This window comes from Methylococcus sp. S1M (genome assembly GCF_051295855.1).
Classification (GTDB): domain Bacteria; phylum Pseudomonadota; class Gammaproteobacteria; order Methylococcales; family Methylococcaceae; genus Methylococcus; species Methylococcus capsulatus.
The window spans coordinates 22720-36496 of record NZ_JBPDXO010000008.1 but is presented as its reverse complement, the minus strand read 5'-3'; the positions used below and the strand labels follow the sequence as shown (position 1 = coordinate 36496).

General features: G+C 65.6%; 14 protein-coding genes. 5 read left to right on the top strand and 9 right to left on the bottom strand.

What is annotated here, in order from left to right:
- Window positions 1-9: 9 nt before the first annotated feature.
- The 6 genes from ACSHWJ_RS13300 to rsxA are packed head-to-tail and all read right to left on the bottom strand — an operon-like array spanning window position 10 to window position 5112.
- Window positions 10-696: an electron transport complex subunit E gene (locus ACSHWJ_RS13300; RefSeq protein ID WP_218798367.1), complete on the bottom strand. Its 687-nt coding sequence runs from the start codon at window positions 694-696 to the stop codon at window positions 10-12.
- On the bottom strand, window positions 693-1388 hold the full coding sequence (gene rsxG, locus ACSHWJ_RS13295; RefSeq protein WP_432539926.1) for an electron transport complex subunit RsxG: 696 nt from the start codon (window positions 1386-1388) through the stop codon (window positions 693-695). The genes ACSHWJ_RS13300 and rsxG overlap by 4 nt, the downstream gene beginning before the upstream one ends.
- A gap of 5 nt (window positions 1389-1393) precedes the next feature.
- Window positions 1394-2473 carry an RnfABCDGE type electron transport complex subunit D gene (locus ACSHWJ_RS13290; protein ID WP_010962020.1) on the bottom strand — a complete coding sequence of 360 codons (1080 nt, stop codon included), beginning with the start codon at window positions 2471-2473 and terminating at the stop codon, window positions 1394-1396.
- A complete protein-coding gene (gene rsxC, locus ACSHWJ_RS13285; protein WP_218798368.1) occupies window positions 2470-3957 on the bottom strand; it encodes an electron transport complex subunit RsxC in 1488 nt (495 codons plus the stop codon). The genes ACSHWJ_RS13290 and rsxC overlap by 4 nt, the downstream gene beginning before the upstream one ends.
- Window positions 3958-3959: 2 nt before the next feature.
- Entirely contained in the window at window positions 3960-4508 is a 549-nt protein-coding gene (gene rsxB / locus ACSHWJ_RS13280; RefSeq protein WP_010962022.1) for an electron transport complex subunit RsxB, read from the bottom strand.
- 22 nt (window positions 4509-4530) lie between these two features.
- On the bottom strand, window positions 4531-5112 hold the full coding sequence (gene rsxA / locus ACSHWJ_RS13275) for an electron transport complex subunit RsxA (RefSeq protein ID WP_010962023.1): 582 nt from the start codon (window positions 5110-5112) through the stop codon (window positions 4531-4533).
- A gap of 288 nt (window positions 5113-5400) precedes the next feature.
- Between rsxA and iscX the strand changes: the two genes are divergently transcribed.
- From iscX to ACSHWJ_RS13250, 5 genes are all read left to right on the top strand, one after another.
- Window positions 5401-5595 carry a Fe-S cluster assembly protein IscX gene (gene iscX / locus ACSHWJ_RS13270; RefSeq protein ID WP_218798369.1) on the top strand — a complete coding sequence of 65 codons (195 nt, stop codon included), beginning with the start codon at window positions 5401-5403 and terminating at the stop codon, window positions 5593-5595.
- 177 nt (window positions 5596-5772) lie between these two features.
- On the top strand, window positions 5773-6222 hold the full coding sequence (locus tag ACSHWJ_RS13265; RefSeq protein WP_249385205.1) for a BCAM0308 family protein: 450 nt from the start codon (window positions 5773-5775) through the stop codon (window positions 6220-6222).
- A gap of 39 nt (window positions 6223-6261) precedes the next feature.
- Window positions 6262-6882 (top strand): phosphoribosyltransferase, encoded by a 621-nt coding sequence (locus tag ACSHWJ_RS13260; protein ID WP_256996558.1) that lies wholly within the window; start codon window positions 6262-6264, stop codon window positions 6880-6882.
- Window positions 6883-6979: 97 nt separating this feature from the next.
- Window positions 6980-7546: an HPF/RaiA family ribosome-associated protein gene (locus ACSHWJ_RS13255; RefSeq protein WP_218798372.1), complete on the top strand. Its 567-nt coding sequence runs from the start codon at window positions 6980-6982 to the stop codon at window positions 7544-7546.
- A gap of 46 nt (window positions 7547-7592) precedes the next feature.
- Entirely contained in the window at window positions 7593-7814 is a 222-nt protein-coding gene (locus tag ACSHWJ_RS13250; protein WP_010962028.1) for a hypothetical protein, read from the top strand.
- Window positions 7815-8050: 236 nt separating this feature from the next.
- Here the strand turns inward: ACSHWJ_RS13250 and ACSHWJ_RS13245 are convergent, their stop codons facing one another.
- The 3 genes from ACSHWJ_RS13245 to ACSHWJ_RS13235 all read right to left on the bottom strand — a co-directional run bounded on the left by ACSHWJ_RS13245 (window position 8051) and on the right by ACSHWJ_RS13235 (window position 13717).
- Complete coding sequence (locus tag ACSHWJ_RS13245; protein ID WP_218798373.1) at window positions 8051-9343, bottom strand: APC family permease; 1293 nt, start codon at window positions 9341-9343, stop codon at window positions 8051-8053.
- Window positions 9344-9363: 20 nt separating this feature from the next.
- Window positions 9364-10158 (bottom strand): protein-L-isoaspartate(D-aspartate) O-methyltransferase, encoded by a 795-nt coding sequence (locus ACSHWJ_RS13240; RefSeq protein WP_256996559.1) that lies wholly within the window; start codon window positions 10156-10158, stop codon window positions 9364-9366.
- Window positions 10159-10309: 151 nt separating this feature from the next.
- Complete coding sequence (locus ACSHWJ_RS13235; protein WP_218798374.1) at window positions 10310-13717, bottom strand: DUF748 domain-containing protein; 3408 nt, start codon at window positions 13715-13717, stop codon at window positions 10310-10312.
- Window positions 13718-13777: the final 60 nt, after the last annotated feature.

Genomic DNA, 13777 nt, shown 5'->3' with positions numbered 1-13777 from the left:
CGTCCTCCTTCAAGTCTCCACCAGCGTTTCGCCCACCGCGATCGACCGGCGCTGGCGGACGGCCAACCGCTTGTCGATCAGTTTCTTCCCCGCCAGGAGGAAACCGAGCATGAGGAAGCCGCCCGGCGGCAGCGCCATCAGCAGAAAGCCGCGGTAGCCGTGAATGAGCGTCGTTTCCAGCCAGGCGAACGAGTCGCCCATCAAAAGGCGCGCACTGGCGAACAATGTGCCGGCGCCGAGCGCTTCCCGGGCCGCCCCCAGCACCACCAGAGCCAGGGTGAAACCCAGTCCCATCATCAGCCCGTCCATCGCCGCATGCGCCACGGGATGGCGCGAAGCATAGGCCTCGACCCGCCCCAGGATGGCACAGTTGGTCACGATCAGGGGGATGAACAGGCCCAGCACCTTGTGCATCTCGTGCAACCAGGCATTCATCATCATGTCCACCAACGTCACCACCATGGCGATGAGCACCACGAACACCGGGATGCGGATCTCGGAGGGGATCAATACCCGTACCCAGGAAACCAGAACGTTGCATACGACCATGACCGCCAGGGTGGCCAGCCCCATGCCGAGCCCATTGGTGGCGGTGCCGGTGACGGCCAGCAGCGGACACAGACCGATGCTCTGACTGAAGACGATGTTGTTGTCCCACAAGCCGTCGCGGGTGATTTTGCGAAAGTCCGGATTCATCGTTGACCTCCTGTTGCGGCCGACATCAGCCCGGTGCGGTGCCGCCGGAAGAACTCAAGGCCCCTGAACACCCCGCCCACCACCGCGCGCGGGGTGATGGTGGCGCCGGCGAACTGGTCGAAATCACCGCCATCCTTCTTGACCCGCCAACGCTCGTCCGGGGTGTTGTCCAGCGAACGGCCGGAGAAGGACAGGATCCAGTCCGACTTGGCGATTTCGATCTTGTCGCCCAGCCCGGGGGTTTCGGCATGGGCCACCACCCGCACCCCCAGCACCGTACCGTCGGCCTTCACCCCCATGACCAGGACGATCGGGCCGGAATAGCCGCCGGTGGCCGACAGTCTGAAGGCAACGGCGGTGACCTCGCCGTCCTTACGCGCCAGATACACCCGAGTCTCGCCCAGCCCGGTGTCGGACACTGTTTTCACGTCGTGCAGCAGATCGTTGTCGTGCAGATCGGGAGGCAGCACCTGTTCCAACGTCGCCAGCAGGTCCTCGGCCTGGCGCTGCTCGATGGCTCCCTGGGTGGCCAGGTCTCCCACCCCCAGGAGCAGACTGGCCAGCAGTCCGGCGGCGGCCAGCAGCCCGGTCTGGTAGTCCAGCCGCTGGCGCAGAGTCTCCATGTCGTCGAACCGCTGCCGCAGCCGCACCCACCGGCTGATGGCTTCCCCCCGCAGATTCCTGGGCATCATGCTGCTCACCGCCGCCCTCCCGGCAGGTCCAGCGGCCGGCCTTTGAGATCGCGTCCGTAGACGCGCGGCCGCACGTAATGGTCGATGACCGGCGTCAGCGCGTTCATCAGCAACACCGAGAACCCGGCGCCTTCCGGGTAAGCTCCCCAGGTGCGGATGACGAAGATGAACAGACCGCAACCCGCGCCGAAAATCAACTGGCCGGCCGGGCTGCTGGGGGAAGTGACGTAATCGGTGGCGATGAAGAACGCCGCCAGCATCACGGCGCCGGAAGTCAGATGGAAGACGGGGCCGGCGTAGCGCTCACCATCGATCAGGGCGAAGACCGAGGCCAAGACCGCCACCGTCGCCAACAGCGACACGGGGATGTGCCAGCCGATGATCTTTTTCTTCAGCAGCCAGAGTCCGCCCAGGGCCACCAGCAGGGAGGAGGTCTCGCCCAGGCTGCCCGCCTTCCAGCCGAGCAGCGAAGCCACTACGTTGTAATGGCCGGAAACCAGCGATTCGCTCAATCCCCGCCCCTGGGAAAGTTCGGTCTTCCAGTTGCCGATCAGCGTCGGTCCGGTCATGCCGTCCACCGCAGACGCGCCGGCGAAGGTGATGGCCAGGCCGTCGGACAGTCCCGGCGCGGACGAGGAAAACGGCAGCGAAGGCAGCGCCCAGGTGGTCATTTCCAGGGGGAACGCCACCAGAAGGGCCACACGCGCCAGCATCGCCGGATTGAACGGGTTCTGGCCGAGACCGCCGAACACCTGTTTGCCGACCACGATGGCGATCCCGGCACCCACCACGCCGATCCACCACGGTGCCCAGGGCGGCAGCGTCATGGCCACCAGCCAACCGCTCAGCAGGGCGGAGCCATCCAGTAGAACCGCCTTGACCGGTTTGCCCGCCAGGGTGAGACAAGCCGCCTCGAACACCAGAGCCGAGAGGACGGTCACCGTCCACAGGAAAAACGCGGGCCAGCCGAAGATCACCACACCGAACACGGTGGCCGGCACCAGCGCCAGAACCACCGCCGCCATTATCCCCTGGACCTGGCTGTCTGAACGGGTGAAGGGCGCGCTCGACAGCGACAGACTCATGCGGCCTCCTCCGTCTTGCGCTGCGCCTGTGCCTTGCGCTGGGCGGCCAGCGCCGCTTGCTCCCGCTTCTGGCGCTCGAACCGTGCCTGCCGTTCCTCCGCCAGGCGCTTGGTCTGCTCGGTCCGATGCTTCATCTGTTCCCGCGCCACGAGCTCGCCGCTGGCGTACTTGAAATAGTGTACGAGCGGGATTTCCGAAGGACAGACATAGGAGCAGGACCCACAACTGATGCAGTCCTTCAGGCCATAACCAATCGCGGACTCCAGTTGTCCGGCCCGGATCCGCGCCACCATCTCCAGCGGCAGGAGTCCCGCAGGACAGGCGCTCACGCAGCGCGCGCAGCGGATACAGGCCTTGGCGTCGGACGCGGCCACCTCCCGCCGCGACAGCGCCAGGATGCCGCAGGCGCCCTTGACCAGCGGCACCCTGGGATGCGGGAGAAAATCGCCCATCATGGGACCGCCCATGACGTAGCTCGCGGTATCCTCGGGACGATGGCCGCAGAACGCCAGCAGGTCGGCCAAGAGCGTCCCGATCGGTGCCTCGACGTTGCGCGGCGCGCTCACCGCCAGACCGCTGACCGTGACGATACGGCTGACCAGCGGTCGGCCGTGCCGCACCGCCTGCTGCACCGCATAGGCCGTGGCGACGTTGTGCATCAGGACGCCGATGTCGGCGGAACGCCCGCCGGCCGGCACCTCCTTGCCGGTGAAATAGCGGATGAGCTGCTTGTCCCAGCCCATCGGGTAAAGCGAAGGCACCTGCCGCACCTGTACCCTGCCGCCATGCGGCACCGCGGCGGCCGACATCGCGGCGAAGGCCTCGGGCTTGTTGTCCTCGATGCCGACGATCGCCTGGTCGCATTCCAGCCCGTGCAGCATGATGAGGATGCCGTCGACGACGTCCGCCGCCCGCTCGCGCATCAGCCGGTCGTCGCAGGTGAGATAGGGCTCGCACTCGCCCCCATTGATCAACAGTGTCTGGATCCGGGTCTTGCGCCCCAGGTTCAGTTTCACGGCGGAAGGAAAAGCCGCCCCGCCCATGCCCACCACCCCGGCCGCACCGACCCGGGCGCTGATTTCCTCGGGAGGCAGACCGAACGGATCGGCGCTCCCCCGTGTCTCTATCCAGCGATCCTCCCCATCGGGTTCGAGCAGCAGCGTCGGGGTCGGCAAGGCGGACGGATGGGCCGCGGGATACTCCAGGATGTCCGTCACCACGCCCGAGGTCGGCGCGTGCACCGGTGCCGAAATCGCGCCCTGTCCCGCCGCCAACAGTTGGCCCTTGAGCACTTTGTCACCCACCCGGACCACGGGTTCGGCGGGCTGGCCGGCATGCTGCTGCAGCGACAGATAGAGCCGCTCCGGCAGTGGAAACGCGGTTTCGATGGGACGATCGGCGGTGGACTCCTTACGCGGCTCCGGATGGACGCCGCCGCGAATCCTGCCGGCGACTCCGAACGGGAAGAAGCTGAGCGCCGCCATGATCAAGCCGCCTTCGCCGGAACCATGTCCGGACTGGGCCAGCGCCAATTACGCAGCGTCACCTTGACGGGATGGAGCCGCAGGCACTCGGTCGGGCAGACGTCCACGCACTTGCCGCAGGCAGTACAGGCATCGGCGATGACGGCATGGATCTGCTTGGGCGCGCCCACCAGGGCATCGGTCGGACAGACCTTGTAGCAGCGGGCGCAGCCGATGCAGGTGGATTCGTCCACCCGCGCCACCATCGGCACCTGATCCTCCACCTCGGACAGATCCAGGTCGACCGCCAGCTTGCTGGCCAACTGCTCGGCCAGCGCCCGCCCGCCTGGGGGACACAGGGTTACCGGTGCCTCGCCCGCCACCAGAGCCTCGGCCGCCGGGCGGCAACCGGGATACCCGCACTGGCCGCATTGCGACCCCGGCATCATGGCCTCGATTTCGTCGATCAGCGGATTTTCTTCCACTTTCAGATAACGCGCCGCGGCACCGAGCAGAAACCCGAGCACGAGCCCCATGCCGGTGAGGCTGATGATGGCGAACAGAATGTACATAGACTCTCCTTCGGGTGTCGGTTCAATGCGTGGCCAATCCTGCGAACCCCATGAACGCCAGGGAGAGGATGCCCGCGGTGATGAAGGCAATGGGCGGGCCGGTGAATGCCTCGGGCACGCTCATCAGGGCCAGCCGCTCTCGGATGCCGGCGAAGATCACCATGACCAGGGTGAACCCCAGCGCCGAACCGAAACCGAACAGCGCGCTGTGAATGAAATCGTATTCCTGCTGGATGTTCAGCAGCGCCACTCCCAGCACCGCGCAGTTGGTGGTGATCAGCGGCAGGAAGATGCCCAGCACCTGATACAGCACCGGGCTGGTCTTCTTCACCACCATCTCGGTGAACTGGACCACCGCTGCGATCACCAGGATGAACGAGAGGATGCGCAGGAAGCCGATGCCCAGCGGCATCAGGACGAAATGCTCGATGAGCCAGCTCGCCACCGCGGTCAGGGTCAGCACGAAGGTCGTCGCGAATCCCATGCCGACGGCGGAATCGAGCTTCCTGGACACCCCCATGAAAGGGCACAGTCCCAGGAACTTGACCAGCACCACGTTGTTGACCAGGGCCGTGCCGAGCAGCAGCATCAGGTAGTCGTTCACGCCTAAGGTTCCCTCGAGGGTTTTAGCCAGCTTCAGGCACAACGCATGCCAATGGCAAACCGGGGCCCTTCCCCCGTCAACCTTGGGTCATTGCAGCACCCCACGCAGCGACCGCCCGCCCCCGCCTTGTCGGGAATTGCACATGCCCCTCCGTTTCGTAGGGCTTTGTCATCTTTACGACAAACCAGGCAGGTCAGCCCATGGGATATCCGCGGGACGGAAACGCCTGGCCGCGAATTTGCTCCATCGATGGCATTGCCTCTTCAGAAGAAACTCCGGGACCCGCCCATGAAATGGAACGACACCTACGACATTGCCGCCGCCCTCGCCGACAAGCACTCGGACGTCGACCCGCGGTACGTACGCTTCACCGATCTGCTGGCATGGATCACGGCGCTCGACGGCTTCGCCGACAGCGCCGACCGATGCAACGAGAAAATTCTGGAAGCGATCCAGATGGCATGGATCGACGAGGTCAGCTAGCGGACGACGGTCCGGAACCGCCGGAAAGCGCGGCGACACCTGCCGGCATGGCTTGACGGGCGCGTGAGGGGGACCGATGATGCGGTCCGGACCACTGCCCATTGAGCCATGCGAGGTGACCCCATGACCGGACCCGGCAAACGACTCGACCCCGCGCACCAACCGCGCAGGGACAGCATGTTCGAAGAGCATGTGGAGGATCCCTACCGCGCTCGCGGCAAATGGCCGGAACCGACGGTGTGCCCCGAATGCGGTGCCGTCTTCCGGCAGGGACGCTGGCGGTGGGGAGCGGCTGTGCCGGATGCCGAACGGCACCTTTGTCCCGCGTGCCAACGGATACGCGATCGTCTGCCAGCCGGCGAGCTGACGCTGAGCGGTCCTTTCTTCGGCGCCCACCGCCCGGAAATCCTCAACCTCGTTCGGAACACCGAAGCCGCTGCCCGTGCCGAGCACCCGCTGGAGCGGATCATGACCATCGAGGAGGAGGACGACCGTACCGTCATCACCTTTACCGACAAACATCTCACCCATGGCACCGCGGAAGCACTGCGGCACGCCTACCAGGGCGAGCTGGAGTCACGCTACACCGACGAGGAGGCGCTGCTGCGCGTATCCTGGCGCCGCTGAATCGTCCCGATGCCTGAAATGATGGGTGGGCCTCCGACCATGAGCGATCCCTTCCTCCGCGGCGAGCTGGTGACCTGGAGCCAGGTGTGCCGGTTGTCCCGGCGCTTGGCCGAGAACATCCGCGCGTCCGGCTACCGGCCCGACGCCGTGGTGGCCATCGCCCGAGGCGGTTACGTACCGGCGCGGCTCCTGTGCGATGCCCTGGGCGTGTACGATCTCCAGAGTATCCGTATCGGCCACTACGAGGGGGGAGCACGCAAAAACGAAACGGCGCGCTGTCATTCGCCGCCTCCCGCGAACGTTCGCGGCCTCAAAGTGCTGCTGACCGACGATTGCAGCGACACCGGCGACACCCTCCGACTGGCCCTGGAGCAGCTTCGATGCTGCGGGCCGCTGGACATCAAGATTGCGGTACTCCATCACAAAAAGGTGTCCCCCCTCGTGCCAGACTACTACGGCCGGCGAATCGTCTCCTGGCGCTGGCTCATCTATCCCTGGGCACTCACCGAGGATCTGAGCGGTTTCATCGCTGCCATGCAACCCCGCCCTGAGACACTGGAAGAGGCCGTCCGCCAGCTGCGCGTCCGCCATGGAATCAAGCCCCCAAGATCTGCCGTGGCCTACGTGCTGGCCCTGATGAAACAGCGCGAGGCGCCTTGAAGCCAACGCGCCCCGGACTCGGGGAGACAAGCCCTATCGACGCGGACCGAAAAGGTCTATCGTTGATCATCGGGCCGAGATGAGCGAGGGGAAGGCAATGAGACTGTCGCCGCAGATCACGTTTCGAAACATGTCGCCCTCCGAGGCGATGGAACGGAACATCCTGGAGCGGATCGAGAAGCTGGATTCGTTCTACGACGGGATCATGAGCTGCCGGGTCATGGTCGAGGCATCCCACAAGCACCACCATCAGGGCAACGTCTACCACGTGCGGATCGATCTCACCGTGCCCGGCCATGAACTCGCGGTCAGCCGGGACCCGGGGCTCGATCATGCCCACGAGGACGCCTATGTCGCGATCCGGGACGCCTTCGACGCGGCGCGCAGGCAGTTGGAAGACCTGGAACGGCGCCAGCGCTCCCAGGTCAAGACGCACGAGGTACAGGTGCACGGCCGGATTTCCCGGCTGATCCCGGCGGAAGACTTCGGCATCATCGAGACGCCGGAAGGCCGGGAAATCTATTTTCACCGGCACAGCGTGGTGAATTCTGACTTCGACCGGCTGACCGTCGGCACTGCAGTGCGCTTCGCCGAAGAAACGGGCGAGGAAGGCCCCCAGGCCAGCTCGGTACGGGTCGAAGGGAAACACCACCTGATCGGATGAACACCGGTCTGCGAATCCCGACGACGCTTTTTCGAGGGGAACCACCATGAGTGATCAGCTGCTGCGAGACATCGAAACCTTGGCCCCGGAAAATCTGGACGACCTGCTGCTGGTCATCGCCAGGAACGTGGAAGAAAGCCTGAAGAAGGGCGGCGCGCGACCGGGCATCGATTATTCCATCCTGGATCTCTACCAACTCGCCCAGCCTTTCGCCCTCGAGATTTTCAAGAAGAACATCGACATCATGAACTACGCGGTCCGCTGGTGACCCACCGCGCCGCGCCACCGACGATGCGGGTGGCGCTGGCCGGGTTCGGCCGGCAGGGGCGTTTGCGCCGCGCAAACCATGTCCGGCACCGCGCGAGGAAAGGCGCGCAATGCTCGGGCCGGTCACCCGCCTGCGTGCGGTGGGTGTGGTCTTTTCGGCATGTCTTTCCGCGGCTACGCGATTTTTTTGGTTTCGAGGCGCCATTCCCGGCCGGGAAGTCCGTCGACCGGACCGATCTACCGGGTTTCGGAACGGGCATTTCCAGACCAGCTCGCACCGATGCGCCGAAGCACCCACACCGCCGGCAACGTGGCCAGACCTACGAGGGCGGCCTGGGGCTGGCGGACCAAGGCGGCGGCGGTCATGGCGAGGACCGCCAGCAGGTAGATCAGCGGCGCCCAGGGCCAGCCGATGACGGGACAGGCATCGCCTTCCTTGAGCCGGAGCCGGATCAGGCCGCAGACCGTCGCCGCAGTGCTCAACCCGAGGGTAAAACCGGTGTAGGTCAGCAAGTCCTTGAAGCCCGCGCTCCACAGCAGCAGCAAAGACAGAGCGCATTGAAGGAAGGTCGCCCGTCGGGGCGTACCATCTTCATGCAGCGACAGCCAGGGTGGCAGATGGCCGTCCCGCGCCATGCACGCACTGACGCGGGGGCCGGCCATCATCATGGCCGAGACCGAGAGGGACAAGGCGAAAGCCACCAGCAGGGTCATGAAATCCGCCCAGACGGAGCCGCCCAGGGCGAGCGCCGCGGCGCGGCCGATGTCCGCCTTGCCCGCCAGCGCCTCGGGAGCGGCAGAAAACATGAAGGCAGTATTCAGCGCCAGATAAAGCACGGTGACCAGGCCGGTGCCCAGCAGCAACGCCCGCGGCAGGTTGCGTTCGGGATCGCGCACTTCGCCGCCGAGGTAGACGGCGGCGTTCCAGCCGGAATAGCTGAACGATACCCAGATGAGCGCAGAAAAAAAAGCGCCGAAGCCTCCCCACTCGCCGCGCGCCGCGGCGCCCGTTTCAAGGGCCAGTCGCGGCCATGCCAGCACGACGAAACCCGCCATGAGCGCAAGCTTGAACACGACGGCGAAGTTCTGCACCCAGGCACCCGCTGGACCGTGTGCGCCGTGGAGCAAGGCGAACGCGGCCAGCAGCAGCGTTCCGGTGAGTTGAGGCGCGTGCCAGGGCATCCAGGGCGCCAGGTACTCACCGAAACCGTAGGCGGCGGCAGCCATGGGCGCGGAAAAACCCACCACCACGGACACCCAACCGGCCACATTGCCGGCGGCGGGATGCAGGGTACGGGACAGAAACAGATATTCTCCCCCCGATTCCGGGAAACGCTGCGCCAGCGCGCCGTAACTCAGGGCGCCGCAGGCGGCGATCGCTCCGCCGGCCAGCCAGGCCAGCAAGACCAGCCAAGGCGACCGCAACGCCTCCAGCAGGAAGCCACCGGTGGTGAAAACACCGGAACCGACCATGCTGGCCACCACCAGCAAGCTGGCGGAAGGCAGACCCAATCGACGTACTTCGTGCATCCTCAGCGCTCGATGCCGCATCACGGAGGCGTCCCCTTCAAGACCTCGCCAGTCATGGGGACGAACCGGACGGGCAGGATCGCCTGCCGTTCCAGTTTCTCGCCGCGCTTTTTCAGCAGATACAGCTCCTGGTAAGACGACGGGCCAAGGGGGGCGATCAGACGGCCACCGTCTTTGAGCTGTCCGATGAGGGGCTGTGGCACCTCGCTCACCGCACTGGTCAGGATGATCGCATCGAAAGGCGCGGCTTCCGGCCAGCCCCGGTAGCCGTCTCCGATCCGGACCCGCACATTGTCGAAGCCCAGACGCCGAAGGTCGGCCTCGGCCCTTCGTCCCAGCGGCTCGACGATCTCGATGGTGTAAACCTCGGCCACCAACTTCGAGAGCACCGCCGCCTGGTAACCCGAACCGGTGCCGATTTCCAGCACCCTGTCGGAGGGTTTGGGTTCCAGCCGCTCGGTCATGAAGGCGACGACATAGGGTTGGGAGATGGTCTGTCCGAAGCCGATGGGCAGCGCGCTGTCGCTATAGGCGTATTCCCGCAGTGGCGGAGGCACGAATTCGTGCCGAGGCACCTCCGCCATCGCCTGGAGCACCCGCGGATCGCGGACGTCGCGCCCGGCGCCCTCGAGCTGCAGCTGGACCATGCGGATGCGGGCCGCAGCGTAGTCGTCCGGCTGGGCGAGAACGCAGCCGTGGGGAACCGAGGCGAGAGCCAACAGGCCGACCGGCAGGAATGCCGCTGCGAGCAGGCGGCGGCCACACCTTCCCCCGACGGCAAGCAGTGGACGAGCGTGGATCGGTAGCATCGTCATGCGACATCACCTCGACGTTACTCGAGCCCGACACCTTGGCCGGACACGCGGATGCGGAGCCTATGCCAATCGGAGAGTACCCCCGTCGCGGCTGATTCCATCGCCCGGGCGCCGCCCGCCCCATTCATTCCCGTACCGATGTCGTGCGGGGTCAGCTCCCTCCGGGCTTCACGGCCAGCCGGGTGACGATCCGCCGGTCCCTGACATCACCGGATGTGGTCTCGCCGATCCGGATGCGGCCCGGGTCCAGCGCGCCCCGCTGCGTCAACACGCCGACCACCGCCCGGGCACGGCGGCCGGCCAAAGTCGCCAAATCCTGGGCCGACAGCGGCGCGGTTTCGACCAGATGGTCGAACAAGGCCCGATAGAACGCCGAATCCGGGCTGGGGCGCCCCATCAGTGCGGAAATGCGACCGATGCGCTCGGCCTTTCTGCCTTCCTTCCTTGCGAAGGCGGACTGAACCTCCTCCACGGCATTCGGGCCGCCCTGCTCGCCGGCCAGCTCTTCGAGTACCGACTGGGTGGCGGCACTGTCGAAGGAGACCGGCCCCGGCTCCTCCTCCGGCGACCACCGGAAACCCAGCTTTGCAGCAACGGACCGCCGTACCTGCGAGGACTTCAGCGCACGACCATCCAACTCCGGATCGACTCCGCCATGCACTTCCAGACTGAGCCGAGGACGCTGTGCCAAGGCAACCATGACCTTGTTGAGCTTCTCGCGTTCCGGCGGCCCGACGTCGGCGCTGCCGGGTTCGAACAGCACGCCCCCGATCTCCTCGCCATCGCCGCCGAACAGGCGGCCCAAGGCCCTGAACGGCGCGGTGACCGTCCGGGTAACCACGTTGACGAAAGCCTCCCAGATCACCTTGCCGTAGTCGAATCTGGGATTGCCGAGATCACCCTCGACGGGAACAGATACGTCGATCCTGCCATCGCCGTCGGTCAGCAGCGCGATCGCCAGGTCGAGCGGCAGCGAGACCGCCTTGGGGCTCTCGATCCGCTCACCCAGGGCGAATCGTTCCAGCACGATCCGGTTGTCGTTCCTCAGCCGGCCGTCGTCGATCTGGTAACGGATGTCCAGATTGAGCTTGCCCGAGGTGATCTCCCGGCCTGCGAAGGTCGCGCTGTAGGGTGAGAGGGAAGGCATATCCACGTTGCGGAACGCCACGCTGACGTCGCCGAAATGTTTCGGCGCCAGTGGACTCAACTGACCGTAGACGTCGACCGCGCCGTAGCGGTCGACCTGTCCATGGAACTGGAGCAGCGCCCGCGCCTCGGACCGGGTCGAAAGGCCCGCCGCGGTACCGAAGAAATCATGAATATGGGTGGCGAAGGGAAGAACCAGCGATCCGTCGCTGAAATCGATGTCGCCCTTCTCGACCCGAACGGCTTCCACCGTGACGAGCCACGGCTCGGGCTTTTCCGACCGGCGCCGGCCTCCGACCGGTTTCGGGGCCGCGCCGGCCGGGCGGCCGCCGGCGACAACCCTCTGGATGTTGGTGGAGCGGTTCTCGAAGATCTCGATATTCCAGCCCGGCTCGGCGACGCGCACCTGTTTGACCGCCAGCCGCCTTTCCGCCAGGCCAAAGTCGAGCGCTTCCGCGGACAGATTCTTCCACGACAGGAAACGCTTGCCGGTGGCGGTCTCTTTCAACAGCAGTCCGCCTACGCTCAAATCGCCCTTGGCCTTCAAGGCCGTGCCGGCATCCCGCCGGTAGCCGAATTCGAGCTGCGCGGACAAATCCCCGCTTTCGAGCTCGAGGCCCGAGAAGCGGGCCACCAGGGGATGCAGGGACTTGAGATCGATCCGCCCCAGCCGGACTGTCCCCTCGGCCTGGTCCAAGCTTTGGGAAATGGAACCCGAAGCCTTGAACTCCCCGCCCTGCCCGACCACGAATGCCGCGCCGAAACTCATCGGTCTCCCCTCGTCACTGGCGATCGGCCCCAAGCTCAGCTGGATATTTTCCAGGTCGTAAGCGATTGCCGGGGCGAAGGTCCGGTCGGCCAAGGCCAAACCGAAATCCTCGAGGACGAACTGCTGCACCGCATAGCGCCATGCGCCTCTCTCCGACGGTCGAGGAGGACGACTGCCGGCGGACTTGGGCGCCAGCGCCGCCGCCGGCATGATGCCGCCCGTCGTATCGCGCACGATGCGGGTGCCGCCGCCTTTCAACACGATCCGGCCGATGGCGGCTTCGCGTTTGGCCAAGTCCAGATTCGCGTCCTCGACCGAGAGCGATTCCAGTGTCGCCAGGTCATCCCCCTGTCCTGAAGCGCCGGCCGTGCTCAGCGCGATATTGTCCAGGCGGAGGGCCAGGCGGCTTATCGCCGCCTTCCAATCCTCCGTCCCAACCTCGATGGCGGCGGCAAACGCGAGATCGAGCGCGCCGATGCCGAGGTGGATCGGCGAATGCCGGCTGGCATCGGCGTAATCCACGCCGATCTTGGCCGCACCGAAAGCGCCGACCTCGATCCGCCACGGGGGCTCCGGCTGATCGTTCGACAGGGCGGAGGCGGCGGCCGTTGCCTTCGGCCTGAACAATTTCAGCCAGTCGATTTCGCCGGCTTCGTCCACGGCCGCCCGCAGGCGGCCTTCGCGGATCTCGAACTTCGGCATGCGGACCAGACGGTTTGCCGGGTCGAAATCGGCCTCCCTCGCTTCGAGGCGGCCCAGCGCCAGTATCGGTTCCGAACCTCCCTCCGGAGTCAGCTTCAGTCCCTCGATCTGCGCGCTCAGGTCACTCACGCTCAAAGCGAGTCCGGCCGGCCCTTCGGCCAGCCTGTAGTGCGCGACGCCCCCCAGTTCACCGCCCGGCTCGGCCAGAGCGAGCCTTTCCTTCACGAATGGCCAGAGGGCCGCGAGCGGGAAGTTTCCGACTCGCAATCGACCCTCCGAATAGGGCGGATTGATCGATACCCTGCCCTGCCAGTCTAGGACGGCGCGCTCACGGAATTTGGCGGTCAAGTGCTGGGTTCCCTGGACCTCGGGCAAGGTGGACAGGTCGGCGACTTCGATATCTATGGACTCGAAGGTCTCGTCGAAAGGCGCCGTCCTCGACCGGTCGGCGAACCTGACCTTGCCACCGACCATCGATAGATGTTTGAAACTGAGAGCCGGGGGCTGGCCCTCCCCCTTCTCGGCTTCCGGCGATTTGGGCAACTCGTCGCCGAGCCTTGCGAGATTCAGCCGCCCCTCCTCATCGACCACCAGGTCGGCCGACGGCTGTTCGATCAGAACTTCGGAAAACGTCCAGGTGTCTTCCAGAAGGCTGGCCGGCTCGAAATCGAGGAGAAGGCGGCCAAAACTCAGCAAGGGCTCGCCCGAAACCTCAGCCAGGACGAAGCCCCGCAGCTCGAGACTGAAGCGGAACGGATTGAAGCCGACTTCGGCGATCGAGAGCTGCCGTTTGAGATACCTGGCGGCCAGCTCCGGAGCAAACTGCTCGACCAGTTTGGGCAGTATTAGAAACCCCAGCAGCGCGTACAGTCCGGTCAGCGCCAACACCACCGCGAACGCTTTGCACCACGACCTGCGCACCCACTGAGGGAGGAACTTCATTCTCGTCTGCCTGCACTCCGTTCGTCCTCCCGGGATTTCTAACACAGTTCAGGACCGCGG

What these genes read in the sequence shown, in the direction of transcription:
- ACSHWJ_RS13245 (WP_218798373.1), bottom strand. Translation starts at nt 9,343, where the DNA reads ATGCACGAAGTACGTCGATTGGGTCTGCCTTCCGCCAGCTTGCTGGTG.
- ACSHWJ_RS13265 (WP_249385205.1), top strand. Translation starts at nt 5,773, where the DNA reads ATGTTCGAAGAGCATGTGGAGGATCCCTACCGCGCTCGCGGCAAATGG.
- ACSHWJ_RS13290 (WP_010962020.1), bottom strand. Translation starts at nt 2,473, where the DNA reads ATGAGTCTGTCGCTGTCGAGCGCGCCCTTCACCCGTTCAGACAGCCAG.
- rsxG (WP_432539926.1), bottom strand. Translation starts at nt 1,388, where the DNA reads ATGATGCCCAGGAATCTGCGGGGGGAAGCCATCAGCCGGTGGGTGCGG.
- ACSHWJ_RS13260 (WP_256996558.1), top strand. Translation starts at nt 6,262, where the DNA reads ATGAGCGATCCCTTCCTCCGCGGCGAGCTGGTGACCTGGAGCCAGGTG.
- rsxC (WP_218798368.1), bottom strand. Translation starts at nt 3,957, where the DNA reads ATGGCGGCGCTCAGCTTCTTCCCGTTCGGAGTCGCCGGCAGGATTCGC.
- rsxB (WP_010962022.1), bottom strand. Translation starts at nt 4,508, where the DNA reads ATGTACATTCTGTTCGCCATCATCAGCCTCACCGGCATGGGGCTCGTG.
- ACSHWJ_RS13250 (WP_010962028.1), top strand. Translation starts at nt 7,593, where the DNA reads ATGAGTGATCAGCTGCTGCGAGACATCGAAACCTTGGCCCCGGAAAAT.
- ACSHWJ_RS13255 (WP_218798372.1), top strand. Translation starts at nt 6,980, where the DNA reads ATGAGACTGTCGCCGCAGATCACGTTTCGAAACATGTCGCCCTCCGAG.
- ACSHWJ_RS13240 (WP_256996559.1), bottom strand. Translation starts at nt 10,158, where the DNA reads ATGACGATGCTACCGATCCACGCTCGTCCACTGCTTGCCGTCGGGGGA.
- iscX (WP_218798369.1), top strand. Translation starts at nt 5,401, where the DNA reads ATGAAATGGAACGACACCTACGACATTGCCGCCGCCCTCGCCGACAAG.
- ACSHWJ_RS13235 (WP_218798374.1), bottom strand. Translation starts at nt 13,717, where the DNA reads ATGAAGTTCCTCCCTCAGTGGGTGCGCAGGTCGTGGTGCAAAGCGTTC.
- ACSHWJ_RS13300 (WP_218798367.1), bottom strand. Translation starts at nt 696, where the DNA reads ATGAATCCGGACTTTCGCAAAATCACCCGCGACGGCTTGTGGGACAAC.